The organism is Micromonospora echinospora, from assembly GCF_014203425.1.
In the GTDB taxonomy this organism is placed as follows: Bacteria; Actinomycetota; Actinomycetes; order Mycobacteriales; family Micromonosporaceae; genus Micromonospora; species Micromonospora echinospora_A.
Genome location: NZ_JACHJC010000001.1, coordinates 5053403 through 5071031, shown reverse-complemented (window position 1 = coordinate 5071031; position 17629 = coordinate 5053403). Strand labels below are relative to the sequence as shown.

The following is a 17629-nucleotide window of genomic DNA, read 5'->3' as shown; positions in this document are numbered from 1 at the left end:
CTCAGCCGTGGCTCTTGCGGTACCGCTCGTACGCCTTGTTGACCAGGTCGATGTAGGCCTGCGCGTTCTTGCCCTTCAGCTCCGAGACGTAGGCGTCCCACTCGCTCAGCGGCCGCTGGCCGAGGGCGAACTTCAGCGTGTTCTGGGTGACGTGGTCCTTCAGCGCGGTCGCCCACAGCGTCGTCTGCTCCCGCTCCTCGTCGCTGAGCGGCGCGGGGGGCGGAGTCACCCAGGGCGCGGCCTGGCGGGCGTTCAACTCCTTCTGGAACTCCAGCTCCTCGGGCGAGAAGAACGACTGCACCAGGTCGAGCTTGCCGCCGTAGGCGAAGACGCCGTTGTAGAAGCCGAAGTCCTTCTGCAGGTGCTTGGTGCCCTTGGGGTTGAGCCCGATGACGTTGACGTCCGGGGCGAGGGCGCGCTTGCCCGAGGCGTCCCTGGTGTACGTGGTCCCCTCGACGCCCCACTTGGCGAACTCCTGGCCGGCGTCGGAGTACCAGAGCCAGTCGACGAACTGCATCATGGCCACGAAGTTCTTGCCGTCGCGGGCCTTGCTGGAGATCATCACGCCGTTCTCCAGCCGGCTCGCCGCGTTGAAAGGGCCGGCCGGCCCGACCGGGAAGAGGATCTTGCCGAGCCGGGCGTTCGGGTTGATCTTCGCGATGTCCGGGCGGTAGTCGTTCACCAGGGTCTGCGCGTTCGAGCTGATCACGAAGGACTTGCCGCTGGCGAGCTTCTGCCGGGCCTGGTCGTCGGTCTGGGTGAACGTCTCCGGGTCGAGCAACCCCTCGGCGACCAGCTTGTGGAGGTACTCCACCACCTGCCGGTAGCCGTCCGAGGCGCCGGTGAAGACGTACTTCCCGGCCCCGGCGTCCCAGCTCGTCGGCTGGTAGTTCCAGCCGGCGCCGGGCAGGCCGTGCGCGAGGGCCAGCATGTTCAGCAGGTTGCCGGCCGGGTTGGGCTTGCCGAACCGGTCGGAGAACGGAATGACGTCCGGGTGGGCCGCCTTCATCGCCTTGAGCATGGCGTACACCTCGTCCCAGGTGGTCGGGGACGGGATCTTCAACTGCTCCAGCACGTCGGTGCGGACCGCGAGGGTGTAGTCCTGCCAGGGCTTCTCGTGCAGGCCGGGAAGCAGGTAGAACTTGCCGTCCTCCTGCCGGAGCGTGTCCATCTCCGGCTGGAGTTTCCACCGTTCGATCTTGTCCTTGAAGTGCGGCATCAGGTCGAGGTAGTCGCTGACCGGCAGGATGGCGCCGGAGGAGACGTACGAGCTCTCCTGCGGGTGGTAGGTCTTCGGGATGATCAGCGGGGCGTCGCCGGAGCCGACCAGCACGCCGCGCTTCTGCTCGTAGTCGCTCAGCGGCACGGCGACCGGGTCCAGCTTGACGTTCGTCCGCCGGGCCAGCTCGGTCCAGAACAACCACTCGGGCTTGAGCGGGTAGTTCGGGTGGTTGTTGTAGAGGACCGAGAACGTGACCGGCTCGGTGGCCTTGAACTGGTCCCCGATGCCGTACTTCTCCATCGCGCCCGCACGGTTGCGGTCGAGGTCCTTCTTGTCCGGGGCGTCGTCGCCGCAACCCGCCAGGGAGACGACGGCGGCCGCGCCGGTGGCGAGCAGCACCTGGCGCCGGGACAGCTTGGCCATGGATTCTTCCTTCCGGTGGTGGAGTGGTGGTGCCTGGGCGGCTATCCCTTCACGGCGCCGAGCATGATCCCGGAGACGAAGTACCGCTGGATGAAGGGATAGACCGCGAGAATCGGCAGGATCGTCAGCACGATGGTCACGGACTGGATGGTGGCGGCGGACTGGACGACGTCGCCGGCGCTGCCGAGGCCGCCGCCGGTCTGCGTGGCGTCGGTTGCGCCCGCCATCAGGTTGCGCAGATAGACGGTCACCGGGAGCAGTTCCTGACGGTCCATGTAGAGGAACGCGGCGAACCAGGAGTTCCAGAACGAGACGGCGTAGAACAGCACCATCGTGGCGACCATCGCCTTCGACAGCGGCAGGACGATCCGCAGCAGCGTGCCGTACGTGTTCAGCCCGTCGACGGCGGCAGCCTCCTCCAGTTCGACCGGCAGGCTCTCGAAGAACGCCTTCATCACCAGCAGGTTGAACACGTTGATGGCGTTTGGCAGGGCGATCGCCCACACGGTGTTCTTCAGCCCGAGGCTGGTGACCAGGACGTAGTTGGGGATCAGGCCGCCGGTGAAGAACATGGTGAACACGGCGATCCCGACCAGCGCGGTGCGGCCCCGCAGGTGTCTCTTCGACAGCACGTACGCATAGCAGGTGGTCAGCACGACGGAGATGAGCGTGGCGACCACCGTGTAGAACACGGTGTTGCGGTAGCTGACCCAGAACGTCGGGTCCGACGTCACCACGCGGTACGCGGTGAGGTTGAACCCCCGCGGTACGAGGTTCACCTCACCCGCGACGATGTACGCGTTGTCGCTGAGCGAGCGGGCCACGATGGTGAAGAACGGGTACAGGGTCACCACCACGACGCCGGTCAGCACGACGGCATTGACCACCTGGAAGACCCGGTAGCCCCGGGTGGGCCGGGGGCCACGCGGCCGGACCGCCGGTTCCCGCGTACGGGCCTGGGTGCGGGCCTGCGTGCTCACCACAGGCTCGTCCCCACCGTGCGCCGGGAGATCGCGTTCGCCGACAGCACCAGCGTCAGCCCGATCACGGACTCGAACAGGCCGATCGCGGCGGCGTAGCTGAGGTTCCCGGAGACGATGCCCACCCGGTACAGGTAGGTCGAGATCACGTCCGCCGTCGGGTAGGTGAGCGGGTTGTACAGCAACAGGATCTTCTCGAAGCCGACGGCCATGAAGGTGCCGATGTTGAGGATCAGCAGCGTCACCATCGTCGGTCGGATCCCCGGCAGCGTCACGTGCCAGGTCTGCCGCCACCGGTTGGCGCCGTCGATGCGGGCCGCCTCGTACAGGTCGCCGTCGACAGTGGTGAGCGCGGCGAGGTAGAGGATGGTGCCCCAGCCGACGGTCTGCCAGACCTCGGAGGAGACGTAGATCGTCCGGAACCATCCGGCCTGCTGCATGAACGGGACCGGCTCACCGCCCACGGCACTCACCATCTGGTTCACCGTGCCGTCCACCGACAGCAACTGGAGGACCATGGCGGCCACGATCACGATCGACAGGAAGTGCGGCAGGTAGGACACCGACTGGACGAACCGCTTGAGCGCGCGGTTGCGCACCTCGTTGAGCAGCAGCGCGAGCACGATCGGCAGCGGGAAGCAGAACACCAGCGTCAGCGCGCCCAGCACGAGCGTGTTGGTGAACACGCTCCAGAAGGTCGGGTCGGTGAAGAACAACCGGAAGTACCGCAGCCCGGTCCAGTACTCGCCGAAGAGGCTGCCGCCCGGCTGGAAGCGCCGGAACGCGATCGCGTTGCCGAGCATCGGCAGGTAGCGGAACGTCAGGAAGAACAGCAGCGGAAGGACGGCCAGCGAGTAGAGCTGCCAGTCCCGGCGCAGGGCCCGCCGCCAGGGCGTACGACGACCGCGCGGGATCGGGGATGCCAAGCTCGTCCTCCCGCCTGCACGTCGGCCGGAACTTTCCGGTAATGCGCCGTAAGCTTTGCGGAAATTTATGGGTATCGTTATCATCGTGTCAAGAGCGTCGATTGATATCTCCCTCGAACAGCTCCGTCGCTACACGCCGGACGTCGTCGAACCCGCCGACTTCGACCGGTTCTGGCGCACCACCCTCACCGCCGCCGCGGCCACCCCGGTGCTCGTCGGCATCCGTCCCGAACCCACCGATCTGCGGCTGGTCGACGTGTGGGACGTGACGTTCGCCGGCTTCGCCGGCGAACCGGTCCGGGCCTGGTACACCCGTCCCGCGGGGGTGTCCACGCCACTGCCGGCCGTGGTGGAATACCCCGGCTACGGGCGCGGCCGGGGTCTGCCGGGCGAGCGGCTCACCTGGCCGGTCGCCGGTTACGCCCACCTGCTGGTGGACAACCGGGGACAGGCCGGACTGTTCAGCCGCGGCGACACCCCCGACCCGCACGACGCGCCCGGCGGGCCCAGCCCCGCCACGCGGGGAATCCTGTCTCCGGACGACTACCACTACCGCCGGCTGATCACCGACGCGGTCCGGGCGATCGACGCCGTCCGCGTACTGCCCGGGGTGGACCCGGCCCGCGTCGCCGCGGTGGGCAACAGCCAGGGTGGGGGGCTCGCGCTCGCGGCGGCGGGCCTCGTCGACGGCCTCGCCGCGCTCCTGGTCACCGCCCCGTTCCTCTGCGACATCCAGCGCGCCATCGAACTGACCGAGGCGTCCCCGTACGGCGAGATCGCCAGTTACCTGGCGGTGCACCGCGAAGCCGAGGAACCGGTCCGACGCACGCTGTCCTATGTCGACGGCGTCACCTTCGCCCGGCGCGCCACCGCCCCGGCGCACTTCGGGATCGGTCTGCGCGACGAGGTCTGCCCACCGAGCACCGGCTTCGCCGCCTACAACCAGTACGCCGCCGCCGGATCGACGGTGCCGCTACGGGAGATGCACACGTACCCGTTCAACGGTCACGAGGGCGGGGAGGCCGTCCACGTCCGGCGGCAGCTGCGCTGGCTCGACGCGGTGATCCGTTCCGCCGACCGGTGACCGGCGCCGGGTCGGCTCCGGCGGTCACAGCTCGTTGATCTGGTCTGCGATCCTGTCGGCTTCGGGGAGTCCGAGTTCGGCGTAGACCGCCAGGGCGGCCTCCCAGTGTCGGCGGGCCTGGCCGACGTCGCCGACGTGGCGGCAGATGTGAGCGAGGCCATCGTGTGCATTGGCCTGTTCGCGGCGGTCACCGGTCCGTTCGGCGAGGCTCAGCGCGGCGTGCAGCCGGGCACGCGCCGTTTCGATGTCACCCACGGCCAGCAGCGCCATCCCCAGCCCGTTGAGCGCCTCGGCCTCGTAGACGCGTTCGCCGATTTCGCGGGCCAGGCTCAGCGCTCGGCGATGGTGCTCGCAGGCCGCCCGGTGCTGGCCGGATCGCAGCAACGTATGGCCGAGGTTGTTGAGGGCATGGACCTCGCCGGGTTGGTAGCCCAGCTCCCGGAACACCTCGATGGCCCGGCCTATGCAGTCGACCGCTTCCGGGAACCTGCCCTGCTGTTGGTAACTGGTGCCGAGATGGTTGAGGGTGTCGGCTTCGTCGAGCCGGTCGTCGAGTTCCCGGAAGAGCGCGAGTGCCTGGAGGTGGAGCTCGACGGCCTTTGCGTACTGGCCGAGCTGCCGATGGCCGAAGCCGAAGACGTTGAGCTGGTTGGCTTCGCCGAGCCGGTCACCGATCTCGCGGTACAGGTCGAGAGAAGCCTGGTGGAACTGCCTGCATTGCGGGTAGTCGCCCAGACGCCACTGGGTGACGCCGAGGTGGCCCAGCGTGCGGGCCTCGCCGGCGCGGTCGCCGACACGCTGGAAGAGGGACAGCGCTTGCCGGTGACGGCTCAGGGCGTGACCGAAGCGGCCGGATCGCCGGTACGCCTGGCCGATGTCGTTGTGGGCTCTGGCCTCCGCGGCGTGATCGCCCGCGTGGCGCGCTGCGTCATAGGCGCGTGTGTGCAGCAGGAGCGCGTCGGTGCAGTGTCCGGAATCGAGGTAGCGGTAGAGCGTCGTGACCAACGCCGTTGTTCGGCCCGGCCAGTCATGGACCTCCTCGTGGCACGCGAGGGCGGCGATATTGGCACGTTCGGCGTCCAGCCAGGCGCGCGCGGCGGCGGGCCCATCGAAGGTGATCGCCGGAGCGGATGTGCGCGAGGGTGACTTCTGCTCCGCCGGGAACAGCACGCCCACTGCGTACTCGGCGTTGTGCAGGAAGTGGTCGAAAAGGCGGGTGATCGCGTCGCGGCGGGCCGGTACGGAATCCTCGTCGGCAGTCCGGTCGGCGGCGTAGGCCCGCAACAGGTCGTGACAGCTGTACCGGCCGCGGGCCGGTTCCTCGATCAGGTGGGCGCGCATGAGTTCGGCCAGCAGCGGTGCGGTCTGTGCGATCGGCAGCCCGGCGAGGCTGGCCGCGGCCGGCGTGCGGAGGTCGGCGCCGGGATGCAGGCCGAGCAGCCGGAACAGCCGAGCCGTGTCGGGCCGCAACGCGTCGTACGAGCAGGCGAACACGGCGCGGATGTCCGCCCCGGGCTCGCCCGTGCTGAGCGTGTCGAGCCGGCCGGGGCCGGTGACAGAACCGGTGACATCGTCGCTCGCGAGATCGGCGGCGAGATCGGCGAGCGGCACGCCCGGGCGGGTGGCGGCGCGCGCTGCGGCGATGGCCAACGCGAGCGGAAGGCGTGCGCAGCGGTCGACGACCATGTTGACGGCATCGGGCTCGGCGGCCGTACGGTCCGTGCCCAGACGTTCGGCGAGGAGTGCCCGGGCTTCGTCGCTCGTGAGCAGGCCCACGGGTACGGGATGGGCGGCCTCGATGGCGACGAGGCTGGCGAGTTCGTGCCGGCTGGTGATCAGTGCGAGAGAGCCGGGTGCCGCCGGCAGCAGCGGGCGCACCTGGTCGGCGTCGCGAGCGTTGTCGAGCAGGACCAGGACACGCCGGTCAGCGAGCACGGTCCGGTAGAGAGCCGCCTGCGCGTCCGGATCGGCCGGGATGCGCGCGGGCGGCACACCGATGGCCGTCAAGAGGATGTGTAAAGCTTCCGAGGTACTCACCGGGGTGCCGCTCGGGTGGAAGCCGCGCAGGTTGACGTAGATCTGCCCGCCGGGAAACCGGTCGCGGACCCGATGTGCCCAATGCACCGCGAGTGCGGTCTTGCCGACGCCCGGTGGTCCCGTGACGAGGCAGAGCGGTACGGCGGTCGACTGCCGGCCGGCGCGCGTTAGGGCCTCGTCGAGCCGGTCCAGCGGTTCCTTGCGACCGACGAAGCCGTAGGTGTCGAGGGGAAGAAGTGTCGGTCCCACGGCCGGTCCGGCCGGCCACGGTGCGGCGGGAGACGCGTCGCCACGGAGGACCAGCTGATGCACCGCCTGCAGTTCCTGGCTCGGGTCCGCTCCCAGTTCCTCGGCCAGGCGGCTCTTGACGGTCGCGTACAGATTGAGGGCGTCGGCGGTGCGGCCGAGGCTGTAGTGCAGGCGCATCAACATCGCCGCGACAGGCTCCGCGTACGGATCGGCGGCCAGGAGATGGGTCACGCGACCGACCGTGTCAGCGGCGTTGCCCGCCCGCAGTTCGACCTCGGCCCACGCGAGGGTGGCGTCCTGGTACTCGCGGCGGAGAACACCTCGGACCTGGGCTGCCCACGAGCTGTTGAGGCCGGCGAGCGCGGTGCCGCGCCACAACTGGAGGGCTTCCCGAAACAGTCTGGCCCGCTGGGCGTCGGAGTGCTGATGCACTCGAGCCCGGGTCACCAGCCGCCGGAACCGGTGCAGGTCGACCAGTTCGGGATCGCCGTCGAGCAGATAGCCGGCGGAGCGGCGGACGAGCCGCGCGCCGCCGGCCACCAGCAGAATCCTGCGTAGACGAGCGAGATAGGAGTGCAGCGTCGCGCGGGCCCGATCCGGCGGCCGGTCGCCCCAGACCCGGTCGATCAACAGGTCGGCGTCGACCACGTTGCCCGCGTCGAAGGCCAGGGCGGCCAAGACCGTGCGCTGGCGTGCCGGCCCGGTATCGACCAGCCCGCTCGGACCCCATATCTCCACCGCCCCGAGCAACCGAAGATCCACCTGTCGCCCCCGATGGCACGCCGTCCGCGCATTCGTTCCTACGAGGGTGAATCTTCCCACCAACCGATGGCGCTCCGGTCGCGCCGAGGTGTCGGGTTCCGCGCGGTCAGTACTCTGCGGTCTGGGCGTAGATGCCCGTGGCGTTGTAGTACTGCAGTTCCGCGTTGGCGAACGAGACGAGGTTCTTGTCGTTGACCATGGGCGTGTAGCAGGTGTATGAGCTGGTGACGCTGCTCCAGGTGAGCCTTGTGCACCGGTAGTTCGCGGGGTATCTGGAGCTGTTGCGGACGACCTGGCCGTACGCCCAGGGGATCGCCCCCTTCTCCCACTCCGCCTTCCAGATCTGGATTCGCCCCCACGCGGTGCGGCATGCCGAGCTGTAACGCAACTCGATGATCCCGATCGTGGTGCCACTGACCTGGATGGGTGCGGCGTGTTTCGTGCTGGTGTTTCCGCACCCGAGGGCCACCGGGTCCTTGCCGTCGTAGCAGAAATCGGTACAGGCGTTGGCGTTGGCGTTGGCGTTGGCGTTGGCGTTGGCGTTGGCGGCCTGCGGCACCACGGCGGCGAGCCCCGTGCCCAGAAGCAGCGCTGCGAGCATTCGGACGAGTTTCGATTTGACCATCCGGTCTACCTCCTCATGCGGCGATGTCGCCTCATGCTCCGCGAGCCCCCGTGGCGGATTCCTTGTGGATTCCTTGCGTCCGTACCGCCTGTTCGTTGAGGACGGGGTCTCGCTCGCGCGGCGCGCTAGATCATTCGGCGCCGCACCCGCCACACCACCACACCGATCAGGCTCGCCGCGACCGCGACGAACAGGGCCGCCTCGATGAGCTGGAACGTCCAGAACCGGTCGGCCGGGTGATAGACCCCGAACTGCTGGATGCCCCGCGCGTGCAGGAACTGGTTGAGGTTGGTGCCGGCCTGGTTGGCGGCGTCCTCCAGTTCGTAGTACTCGCTCCGGCTCAGCCTGCGCCCGGCGGCGTCCGCGTATCCGCGTTCGATCATCCAGTCGGCGACGCTGGGCCCGGCCTGGCCCTTCGTGCCGCCGGCGGGGACCGGCTCCATGGTGGTGAGCGGCGTGGCGTACGCGGGGCGGGCCAGCAGCGCCACCGACATCCGGGCGGCGAGGAACGCCCCGAACGCGACGCCGAACGCGGGCAGGCTGCGCCGCAGGATCGCCCCCGCGACGGTGGCGACGCCGAACGCGAACAGCGCGTACGCCAGCGGAACGAGTCCCTCCAGGTCGAAGGCGTCGTACTGGAACCGTCCTTCCCACGCGTCGAACGGCTGACGGAACCAGGTGAGCACCGCGGTGAACATCCCGGTGAGTGCGACGGTGACGCCGGCCAGCGCTGCGAGCTTGGCCGCCAGCCAGCGCATCCGTGGCACGGCCTGCGTCCAGGCGAGCTGCCAGGTGCCGTCCTCCAGTTCGCGCGCGAGCAGCGGCGCGCCGAGGAACGCGCCGATGACGACCGGGACCAGATAGAAGGCCGCGAGGAGGTTCTCGACGTACCCGTACTCCTCGTCGAGCCGGCGGAAGGCGACCGTGCACGTCTCGTTGACGCCTGCTTCTCCCGCGCACCGGGCGGGACCGCCGGGGAACAGGTCGTGGGCCTGCGTCCCGAGCACGAGCAGGGCGATGCCGAACACGCCGACGAGCAGACCCAGGACGCAGACCTCGGTGCGGTGCTGGCGCCAGATCAACCACGTCATGCCGCCACCTCCGACGGGACCGCGGCGCCCGGCTCGGACGGCCGGCGCAGGTACGCCAGCACCAGGTCCTCCAGCCCGACCGGCTGGGCCTGCCACCCAGGCGCGGCCGGGATCCCGCCGTCGCGTACCAGCAGGGTCGTGTGCCGATCGCTGTGGACGGCCTCCACGACCGCGCCGGAGCGGCCGAGGTCGGTGGCCGTCCGCGGGCCCACGAGCAGCCGGTGCTCGGCGAGGAGGGTGTCGATGTCACCGGTGAGCGTGACCCGGCCCTGGTTGAGCACGACCAGGTGGTCGCAGACGCGCTCCAGCTCGTGCACGACGTGGGAGGAGAACAGGACTGTCACCCCGCCTTCGGCCACCGCGCCCATGAGGACCTGCATGAACTCGCGCCGGGCCAGCGGGTCGAGGCTGGCCACCGGTTCGTCGAGGACAAGCAGGTCCGGCCGCTTCGCCAGGGCCAGCGCCAACGCGACCTGGGCCTGCTGCCCGCCGGAGAGCGAGCCGGCCCTGCGGTCGAGCGGGATGCCCAGCTTCGCCAGCCGGCGTTCGGCCAGCCCTTGGTCGAACCGCAGGTTGCAGGCCCGGCCGAAGCGGAGCATCTCGGCGACTGTGAAGCGCTTGTACAGCGGGTGATCCTGGGCCAGGAACCCGACCCGGGACAGGGTCTGCGGGGTGCTGGCCGTGACGTCGTGGCCGAGGACCTCCACCGTGCCGGTGCTCGGCGCCAGCAACCCGACGACCAGGCGCAGCAGCGTGGTCTTGCCCGCGCCGTTCGGCCCGACCAGGGCGATCACGCCGCCCGCCGGCAGGGCCAGGGTGCAGTCGCGCAGCGCCCAGCCCTTCCGGTACCGCTTGCCCACACCGTCGGTGCGCAGCGCGATCTCGGTCCCTGTCACGCCACGTCCTCGTTCCTCGTCTGCTGGTGGACGGAAGTGAAGAGCGCGTCGACCGCCTGTTCGTCGAGGCCGGCCGCGTAGGCGCGGCGCAGCCACGTCGCCAGGCCGCGGCGAAGCGACGTGTACGTCGACGGCGACATCGCGGCCGACTGCTGTTCGTTGACGAACGTGCCCTGGCCGGGCCGGCCGGTGACCAGGTTCTCCTGCTCCATCTGCCGGTACGCCTTGGCGACTGTGTTCGGGTTGATCGCCAGGTCCTCGACCACCTCGCGGATGAGCGGCAGGCGGTCGCCGGGTTGGAGGAAGCCCAGCAGCACGGCCTGGCGGACCTGCTGGACGAGTTGCAGGTACGGCGGCACGCCGGAGTGGTTGTCGAGCCGGAAGACGAACACTGGTAGCCCTTCGCTGCTTTACTAGTATCGTAGTAAAGCGGCAGGTGGGCGGTCAAGAAGGCCGACGCGCCCGCACGATCGCGGCGGGTGGACCGCGGCTGGGGGATCGACATGATCGCCTGTCCCTGTATCGTGGCCGACGTTACGGCGCGAGCCCCGTTCCCCGGTCGGCACAGCCGCCCGGCCGCCCCGTCGCACCCCTCAGGCCGCTTCCACCAAGGACGACCATGACCGCCTCGACCGTCACCGCCGTCATTGACCTCGACCTGACCGGCCCCACCATCTCCCGCCACGTCTACGGCCACTTCGCGGAGCACCTGGGGCGCTGCGTCTACGGCGGCTTCTGGGTGGGGGAGGACCCCGCGATCCCGAACGAGGACGGGATCCGCCTCGACGTGGTGGAGGCGCTGCGCCGCATCGGCATCCCGAATCTGCGCTGGCCGGGCGGCTGCTTCGCCGACGACTACCACTGGCGCGACGGGATCGGCCCGCGCGGGCTGCGCCCTCGCATGGTCAACTCGCACTGGGGCGACGTGGTCGAGGACAACGCCTTCGGCACGCACGAGTTCATGGCACTGTGCGAGCTGCTGGGCGCGGATCCGTACGTCTCCGGCAACGTCGGCTCGGGCAGCGTGCGGGAGATGTCCGAGTGGGCCGAGTACCTGACCCGCGGCGACGACTCTCCGATGGCCGCCCTGCGCCGGGAGAACGGGCGCGACGAGCCCTGGCGGGTCCCGTTCTGGGGACTGGGCAACGAGGCGTGGGGCTGTGGCGGCAACCTGCGCGTCGAGCAGTTCGCCTCGTTGGCCCGCCAGTACGCCACCTACGTCCGCGACCACGGCGACAACACGGTGTACCGGATCGCCGCGGGCGCGAACAGCGACGACTACCACTGGACCGAGACGCTGATGCGTTCCTTCGACGACCTGGCGGCGCCGGACTCCCGCGCCTGGCCGTTCCAGGCCGTCTCGCTGCACTACTACACGATGACCCGGGGCTGGTCGTCGAAGGGCGCGGCCACCGGCTTCGACGAGGAGGAGTGGTACCTCGCGCTGCGGAACGCGACCCGGATCGAGGAACTGGTCTCGCGCCACGAGGCGGTCATGGACCGCTGGGACCCGCAGCGCAAGGTCGGCCTCGTCGTGGACGAGTGGGGTACCTGGTGGGACGTGGAGCCGGGCACCAACCCCGGCTTCCTGTACCAGCAGAACACGCTGCGCGACGCGCTGGTCGCCGCCGTGCACCTCGACACGTACCACCGCCACGCGGCGCGCGTCGTGATGGCGAACATCGCGCAGACCGTGAACGTGCTCCAGGCCATGATTCTCACCGACCCGGAGACGGGCGCGCTGGTGCTCACGCCCTCGTACCACGTGTTCGCGATGAACCGGGCCCACCATGACGCGGCGTCGCTCGCCGTGACCTTCAAGGGCGATGTCCCGGTGCACCAGGTGGCGGGGGAGAGCCTGGCGACGCTCTCGGCGTCCGCCTCGACGCGCGGCGACACGGCGCTGGTCTCGCTGTCGAATCTCGACGCGCGGCGTCCGGTGACTGTCGTCCTCGACCTGCGCGGCCGGGACGTGACGGCCCACCGGGCCACCGTCCTGACGGCCGAGGCGCTCGACGCGCACAACACGCCGTCGACCACGGGCGTCGCGCCCCGCGAGCACGCCGGGGTCGCTGACCACCCGCGAGGCCTGGAGGTCGAGCTGCCCCCGCACGCGTACGTGACGGTGGAGCTGGATCTCGCCTGACCGTCGAGCCGGGGCCCGTTTCATGGGGTTCGACGCGGCGACAGCGGTGGCAGGGCGCTGCCCGGGAGCGGGCTAGCGGGCCGTCCAATTACCTCGGTCTATCGGAGCCGCCGCATGGCGCGCTGCTCGCTCCGAAAATTTTCGGCGCTGTGCCGGTCGGAACGTTTCCCCGCCGACCGGCGCTCGTGCTGGCAGCGGGGTCGTTGACGGATGGCGGGGCACTTAGTAGCCTCAGCGCACGCGATCGTGGCATGTAAATATCTCGATAAGTTTCGGAGACGACGATCTCACCGACGACGGGATCACCGCTGACCCGTCGGTGAGGCCACTCGTCGGCTTCTGCCTGCGGTGCCCACCGCCGGTAGGACCGTCGCCCTGATTCGCCGCGGGCACCCGCCACCGCCGCACGATCACCGTATGGAGGGCCGTTGAAACGCGTCCGGAGCACCGTAGCCATCATCGCCACCGCCGCGCTCCTCCTCGGCGGTTGTGGCGGATCAGACGGCGAATCCGACTCGAAGACCTTCGAGTTCTGGTCGTTTGCCAACATCAACCAGAAGGCCGACGTCGACGTCTACACCAAGGCGCACCCCGATGTGCGTATCAAGCTCACCGAGGTGGGCAGCACGACCGAGACCGCGCAGGCGCTCACCGCCGCGCTGGCCGGCGGCAAGGTGCCCGACCTGGTGCTGATCCAGGCCGACGACCTGCCGAAGTTCATGCAGTCTCCGGACAACTTCGTCGACCTCACCACGCTGGGCGCCGACGACATCAAGGGGAACTACCTCGACTGGGTGATGGCGCAGTCGACGACCAAGGACGGCAAGATCATCGGTGTGCCGACCGACGTCGGCGGCCTGGCGGTCGCCTACCGTACCGATCTGTTCAAGGCGGCCGGCCTGCCCACCGACCGGGACGAGGTCTCCAAGCTCTGGCCGACGTGGGACGAGTTCATCAACGTCGGCAAGACGTACGTCCAGAAGACCGGCAAACCGTTCGTGGACAACACGCCGACCAGCGTCTTCTTCCAGGCGGTCAACCAGGGCAGCCAGCGCTACTACAGCGCCGACCGCAAGCTGGACTACGACAACGAGCAGGTCAAGGCGGCGTTCGACGTCACGCTGAAGGCGTTCTCCGCGGGCATCTCCGCCAAGCAGGGGTCGTTCTCCTCCGGCTGGACCGCGGCCATGAAGAAGGGCGACTACGCGGTGGTGTGCTCACCGTCCTGGATGCTCAGCCAGATGAAGACGAACGCCCCCGAGACGGACGGCAAGTGGGACATCGCCACCATTCCCGGTGGCTCGGGGAACTGGGGCGGCAGCTTCCTGGCCATTCCCAAGCGCGCCAAGAACGCGAAGGCGGCGTGGAACTACATCTCCGAGATGCAGTCGCCGAAGGGTCAGCTCGACCACTTCCTGCTGCAGGGATCGCTGCCCACCACGCCGTCGGTCTACACCGACCCGCAGCTGGTCGGGAAGACCGACCCGTTCTTCAGCAACGCGCCGATCGGCAAGATCTACACCCAGTCGGTGGTGGGGATCAAGCCCTTCTACTTCGGTCCGCAGGACGGCCCGATCGGCACCGAGTTCCTCAACACGCTCACCAGCGTCGAGCAGGGCAAGGTGAACCCGGCCAACGCCTGGGACACCGCGCTGACGAATGTCAAGAACGCCGTACGGGAATGACGGAGGGCTGATGCGTGGCAGCCGGGTACCGCCCGGCTGCCGCGCATCGGGAAGGTGACGCTTTGACCACCATGCTCGGCCCGGCCCCGATCCCGCCGGACGTCCGGAGGCCCGGTCGCAACCGGCGCATCAAGCAGGGCGTACGGGAGTTCCTGGCGCCGTACGCGTACATCTCGCCGTTCTTCGTGCTCTTCCTGATCTTCGGTCTCTTCCCGTTGCTGTTCACCTTCTACATCTCCCTGTTCGACTGGGATCCCATCGGTGAGCACCGCTTCGTGGGGCTGGACAACTTCGCCGAACTCCTGCACGACCCGCGCTTCTGGGGAGCGTTGCGGAACACGTTCAGCATCTGGGTGATGTCGACGGTGCCGCAGTTGCTCCTGGCGCTCGGCCTGGCGCACCTGCTCAACCACGCGCGGCTGCGGCTGGCCGCGTTGTTCCGGATGTCGGTGCTCGTTCCCTACGTCACCTCGGTGGCGGCCACGACCATCGTCTTCGCCCAGATGTTCGACCGTGACTACGGCATGATCAACTGGTTCCTCGGGCTGCTGGGTTTCGAGCACATCGACTTCACGGCCTCGCTGTGGGGCAGCCACGTCATGATCGCCACGATGATCGCCTGGCGCTGGACCGGATACAACACACTGCTGTACCTCGCCGCGCTCCAGGCGGTTCCCCGGGAGCTGTACGAGGCCGCCGCCGCCGACGGCGCGAACGGCTGGAGACAGTTCCTGCACATCAGCATCCCGTCGTTGCGGCCGATCATCGCGTTCACCGTCGTGACGTCGACGATCGGCGGGCTGCAGGTCTTCACCGAGCCACTGCTTGCCAACCCGGTGGGCGGGCTCACGTGCGGGGCGGCACGGCAGTGCCAGACCGTCACCCTCTACCTCTACGAGCAGTCCTTCGGACAGTTCCACTTCGGCTACGGCGCGGCGGTCGGCGTCGCGCTCTTCGTCATCGTGGTCGCCTTCTCCGGAATCAACTATCTGCTGGTCACCCGCGTCCGCTCGGAGCGCCCATGAAGCCCGAACCCTCGACCGCCGCGCCCAAGCGGGCCAGGCGGCGCCAGGCCAACCGCGTCTCGATCGCGGTGTACGCGCTGCTCACCCTCGTGGCGCTCGTCAGTGTCTTCCCGCTCTACTGGATGTTCGTGGTGGCCACGACGGACTCCGCCACCGCGACGACCCTCCCGCCGACGATCACACCCGGCGGCAACTTCCTGCACCTGGCGGAACTGGTCTTCACCATCGTGCCGTTCGTGCAGTCCCTGCTCAACAGCCTCATCGTGGCCACCACGATCGCCGTCGGCCAGGCGGTGCTCTGCGCGCTGGCCGGCTTCGCCTTCGCCAAGTTGTCCTTCCCCGGCCGCAACACGCTGTTCCTCATCGTCGTGCTGACCATGACGGTGCCGGCGCAGTTGGCAGTGGTACCGCAGTACCTGATCATGTCCGAGCTGAACTGGGTGGACAGCCTGCAAGCGGTGATCGTTCCCGGTCTGGTAAGCGCGTTCGGCATCTTCTGGATGCGTCAGCACATCGGCAGCACCATCGACGACGAGCTGATGCACGCGGCGCGCGTGGACGGCGCCACCACCTGGCAGATCTTCTGGCGGATCGCCTTCCCGCTGGTACGCCCGGCGGCGTACGTGCTGGGCCTGTTCACGTTCGTCTACGCGTGGAACGACTTCCTCTGGCCGTTCATCGTGTTGAAGTCGCCGGAGAACTACACCGTCCAGATCGCCATCAAGGCCCTGCAGCAGAACCGGGACATCGACCTGGGCCTGGCCATGTCCGGCTCCTTCCTGGCCACCATTCCGCTGCTGGTGTTGTTCGTCTTCGTCGGACGCCGCCTGGTGCAGGGAATCATGGAAGGCGCGTTCAAGGGATGAGGTGCCGGTCCTGTCATCCGGCCGACCGGTAGTCGAACCAGTCGAAGCCGGCGGTCCCCTCGGTGACGTACATGCCGATGACGCGGCCGGTGAACCCGGAGGCGACCTCGGTGGACAGATAGCGGCCGTCGAGTTCCGCCAGGCGCGACCAGCCGTCCCCGGTCTCGACCTCGAAGCTGATCGTGTCACTCCCGGCTGCCGTCACGCCCACGAGGCCCGCCTGCGCCAGCGCGTCGGACGAGATGACCGTCGGGGGCAGCACGTCGGCGGTCCGGATGCTCAGTGCCACGGTCACCGCGCCCGCGGGCACCGGGCATTCCCCGAACACCTGACGAAACGGCCCGACCCGGCCGATGACCCGGGCCTGCCCCCGCGCGAGCTCCAGGTCGTAGTGGTGGGCCTCGTCGATGCGGATCGTCAGCCCCGACCGGCCGGAGCCGGGATCGACGCGGGCGCTGATCCGGCAGTCATGGTGCTGTTGGCGGCGACCGACGACGGTGGCGCCACCGCGGTCGAGGCTGTCGCCGGTGGCGTGCAGGGTCAGCCAGCCGGGCCGGTCGGTCAACGACCACGCCGAGGTGGGCCGCACCCGGGGAGAAATCCACTGTGGCCCCAGCCGGTCGCCGTCGAAGTCGTCCCGGTCGTCCCACCGGGACGTCGCCGCCGACCCGGTGTCGGCCGAGACCGGACCGACCACCGGCCACCCGTCGACCCAGCGCACCGGCACCAGGAACGTCTCTCGCCCCAGGACGTGGTAGGGCGGCCAGTGGCCCTTCGGCCGGATGCCCAGCAGCACCATCCACCAACTGCCGTCGGCGGCCTCGACCATGTCGGCGTGCCCGGTCGCCTGCACCGGCCGGTCGGTGCCGCGATGCGTCAGGATCGGATTGGCCGGCCCGGGCTGGAACGGCCCGCGCGGCGAGCGCGCGCGGGCGACGCTCACCGCGTGGCCGGTGTGGGTGCCGCCCTCCGAGACGAGCAGGTACCACCATTCGCCGACCCGGTACAGGTGCGGCGCCTCGGGGTACTGGCCACCCGTTCCCGACCACATCGCCACCGGCCCTTCGAACACCTCTCCCGTGCGCGGGTCGATCCGGTACGACTCGACCCCGGACACCGTCATCCAGCAGTTGCCGTCGTCGTCCCACGCCAGCGACGGGTCCACGTGCGGCAGGTCGAAGTAGATGGGATCCGACCAGGGGCCGGCGGGATCGGTAGCCGTCACGATCAGGTGCCGGTCGAGCGTGACGTTCGTCGTGACGACCCAGAACCGGTCGTCGTGGTGGCGGATCGTCGGCGCGTAGATGCCCCGCGAGGCCAGTGTGTCGGCGGGCAGCGGAAGCTGACCGGCGCGGTCGAGCACGTTCCCGATCTGGCGCCAGTCGACCAGGTCGCGACTGTGGAAGATCGGCACGCCGGGCGTGTACTCGAAGCTGGAGCACACGAGGTAGTAGTCGTCACCGGCGCGGCAGATGCTCGGATCGGGCCAGAAGCCCGGGAGGATCGGGTTGCGGTAGCCGAGGGACTCGCCGTACGCGGGCTCCGGTTCCATTTCCGCTCCTTCTCGTACGGGCACGACGCCGTCATGAGTGTCGATGCCGCGAACCGCCTC

Annotated in this window: 14 protein-coding genes; 5 read left to right on the top strand and 9 right to left on the bottom strand. The window is 69.2% G+C overall.

Annotated elements, in window-relative coordinates; translation table 11 throughout:
* Position 1: 1 nt before the first annotated feature.
* Genes FHU28_RS23405 through FHU28_RS23395 form a run of 3 tightly spaced genes read right to left on the bottom strand, consistent with a single transcriptional unit; the run spans position 2 to position 3551 of the window.
* Positions 2 to 1645 carry an ABC transporter substrate-binding protein gene (locus tag FHU28_RS23405; RefSeq protein WP_184686613.1) on the bottom strand — a complete coding sequence of 548 codons (1644 nt, stop codon included), beginning with the start codon at positions 1643 to 1645 and terminating at the stop codon, positions 2 to 4.
* 41 nt (positions 1646 to 1686) lie between these two features.
* Positions 1687 to 2625 (bottom strand): carbohydrate ABC transporter permease, encoded by a 939-nt coding sequence (locus FHU28_RS23400; protein WP_311773641.1) that lies wholly within the window; start codon positions 2623 to 2625, stop codon positions 1687 to 1689.
* Positions 2622 to 3551 carry an ABC transporter permease gene (locus FHU28_RS23395; RefSeq protein ID WP_184686611.1) on the bottom strand — a complete coding sequence of 310 codons (930 nt, stop codon included), beginning with the start codon at positions 3549 to 3551 and terminating at the stop codon, positions 2622 to 2624. The genes FHU28_RS23400 and FHU28_RS23395 overlap by 4 nt, the downstream gene beginning before the upstream one ends.
* Positions 3552 to 3618: 67 nt before the next feature.
* On the opposite strand from FHU28_RS23395, the gene FHU28_RS23390 reads away from it, so the two are divergent.
* The gene (locus FHU28_RS23390) at positions 3619 to 4635 is read left to right on the top strand and encodes an acetylxylan esterase (RefSeq protein ID WP_184686610.1); all 1017 of its coding nucleotides are present in this window, start codon (positions 3619 to 3621) and stop codon (positions 4633 to 4635) included.
* A 24-nt stretch (positions 4636 to 4659) separates the two neighbouring features.
* On the opposite strand, the gene FHU28_RS23385 is transcribed toward FHU28_RS23390, so the two are convergent.
* The 5 genes from FHU28_RS23385 to FHU28_RS23365 all read right to left on the bottom strand — a co-directional run bounded on the left by FHU28_RS23385 (position 4660) and on the right by FHU28_RS23365 (position 10687).
* Positions 4660 to 7683: an AfsR/SARP family transcriptional regulator gene (locus FHU28_RS23385; protein WP_184686609.1), complete on the bottom strand. Its 3024-nt coding sequence runs from the start codon at positions 7681 to 7683 to the stop codon at positions 4660 to 4662.
* Positions 7684 to 7789: 106 nt separating this feature from the next.
* Positions 7790 to 8284 (bottom strand): DUF2690 domain-containing protein, encoded by a 495-nt coding sequence (locus FHU28_RS23380; protein ID WP_184686608.1) that lies wholly within the window; start codon positions 8282 to 8284, stop codon positions 7790 to 7792.
* Positions 8285 to 8433: 149 nt separating this feature from the next.
* Positions 8434 to 9399, bottom strand: a complete 966-nt coding sequence (locus FHU28_RS23375) for an ABC transporter permease subunit (RefSeq protein ID WP_184686607.1) — start codon at positions 9397 to 9399, stop codon at positions 8434 to 8436.
* On the bottom strand, positions 9396 to 10295 hold the full coding sequence (locus tag FHU28_RS23370; RefSeq protein WP_184686606.1) for an ABC transporter ATP-binding protein: 900 nt from the start codon (positions 10293 to 10295) through the stop codon (positions 9396 to 9398). Before FHU28_RS23370 ends, FHU28_RS23375 begins: the two co-directional genes overlap by 4 nt.
* Positions 10292 to 10687: a GntR family transcriptional regulator gene (locus FHU28_RS23365; protein WP_184686605.1), complete on the bottom strand. Its 396-nt coding sequence runs from the start codon at positions 10685 to 10687 to the stop codon at positions 10292 to 10294. The genes FHU28_RS23370 and FHU28_RS23365 overlap by 4 nt, the downstream gene beginning before the upstream one ends.
* A 227-nt stretch (positions 10688 to 10914) precedes the next feature.
* On the opposite strand from FHU28_RS23365, the gene FHU28_RS23360 reads away from it, so the two are divergent.
* From FHU28_RS23360 to FHU28_RS23345, 4 genes are all read left to right on the top strand, one after another.
* Positions 10915 to 12441, top strand: a complete 1527-nt coding sequence (locus FHU28_RS23360; RefSeq protein ID WP_184686604.1) for an alpha-N-arabinofuranosidase — start codon at positions 10915 to 10917, stop codon at positions 12439 to 12441.
* A gap of 428 nt (positions 12442 to 12869) precedes the next feature.
* A complete protein-coding gene (locus FHU28_RS23355; RefSeq protein ID WP_184686603.1) occupies positions 12870 to 14126 on the top strand; it encodes an ABC transporter substrate-binding protein in 1257 nt (418 codons plus the stop codon).
* A 71-nt stretch (positions 14127 to 14197) separates the two neighbouring features.
* Entirely contained in the window at positions 14198 to 15151 is a 954-nt protein-coding gene (locus FHU28_RS23350) for a carbohydrate ABC transporter permease (protein WP_184689816.1), read from the top strand.
* Positions 15148 to 16017, top strand: coding sequence for a carbohydrate ABC transporter permease (locus tag FHU28_RS23345; protein ID WP_184686602.1), 870 nt, complete (start codon positions 15148 to 15150; stop codon positions 16015 to 16017). The genes FHU28_RS23350 and FHU28_RS23345 overlap by 4 nt, the downstream gene beginning before the upstream one ends.
* Before the next feature lie 13 nt (positions 16018 to 16030).
* Here FHU28_RS23345 and FHU28_RS23340 read toward each other — a convergent pair whose 3' ends face one another.
* Complete coding sequence (locus tag FHU28_RS23340; protein WP_184686601.1) at positions 16031 to 17569, bottom strand: glycoside hydrolase family 43 protein; 1539 nt, start codon at positions 17567 to 17569, stop codon at positions 16031 to 16033.
* Positions 17570 to 17629: the final 60 nt, after the last annotated feature.

Excerpts from the sequence above, each read along its gene's own strand:
- FHU28_RS23405 (WP_184686613.1), bottom strand. The coding sequence starts at position 1,645 with ATGGCCAAGCTGTCCCGGCGCCAGGTGCTGCTCGCCACCGGCGCGGCC.
- FHU28_RS23390 (WP_184686610.1), top strand. The coding sequence starts at position 3,619 with ATGGGTATCGTTATCATCGTGTCAAGAGCGTCGATTGATATCTCCCTC.
- FHU28_RS23380 (WP_184686608.1), bottom strand. The coding sequence starts at position 8,284 with ATGCTCGCAGCGCTGCTTCTGGGCACGGGGCTCGCCGCCGTGGTGCCG.
- FHU28_RS23375 (WP_184686607.1), bottom strand. The coding sequence starts at position 9,399 with ATGACGTGGTTGATCTGGCGCCAGCACCGCACCGAGGTCTGCGTCCTG.
- FHU28_RS23360 (WP_184686604.1), top strand. The coding sequence starts at position 10,915 with ATGACCGCCTCGACCGTCACCGCCGTCATTGACCTCGACCTGACCGGC.
- FHU28_RS23350 (WP_184689816.1), top strand. The coding sequence starts at position 14,198 with ATGCTCGGCCCGGCCCCGATCCCGCCGGACGTCCGGAGGCCCGGTCGC.
- FHU28_RS23345 (WP_184686602.1), top strand. The coding sequence starts at position 15,148 with ATGAAGCCCGAACCCTCGACCGCCGCGCCCAAGCGGGCCAGGCGGCGC.
- FHU28_RS23340 (WP_184686601.1), bottom strand. The coding sequence starts at position 17,569 with ATGGAACCGGAGCCCGCGTACGGCGAGTCCCTCGGCTACCGCAACCCG.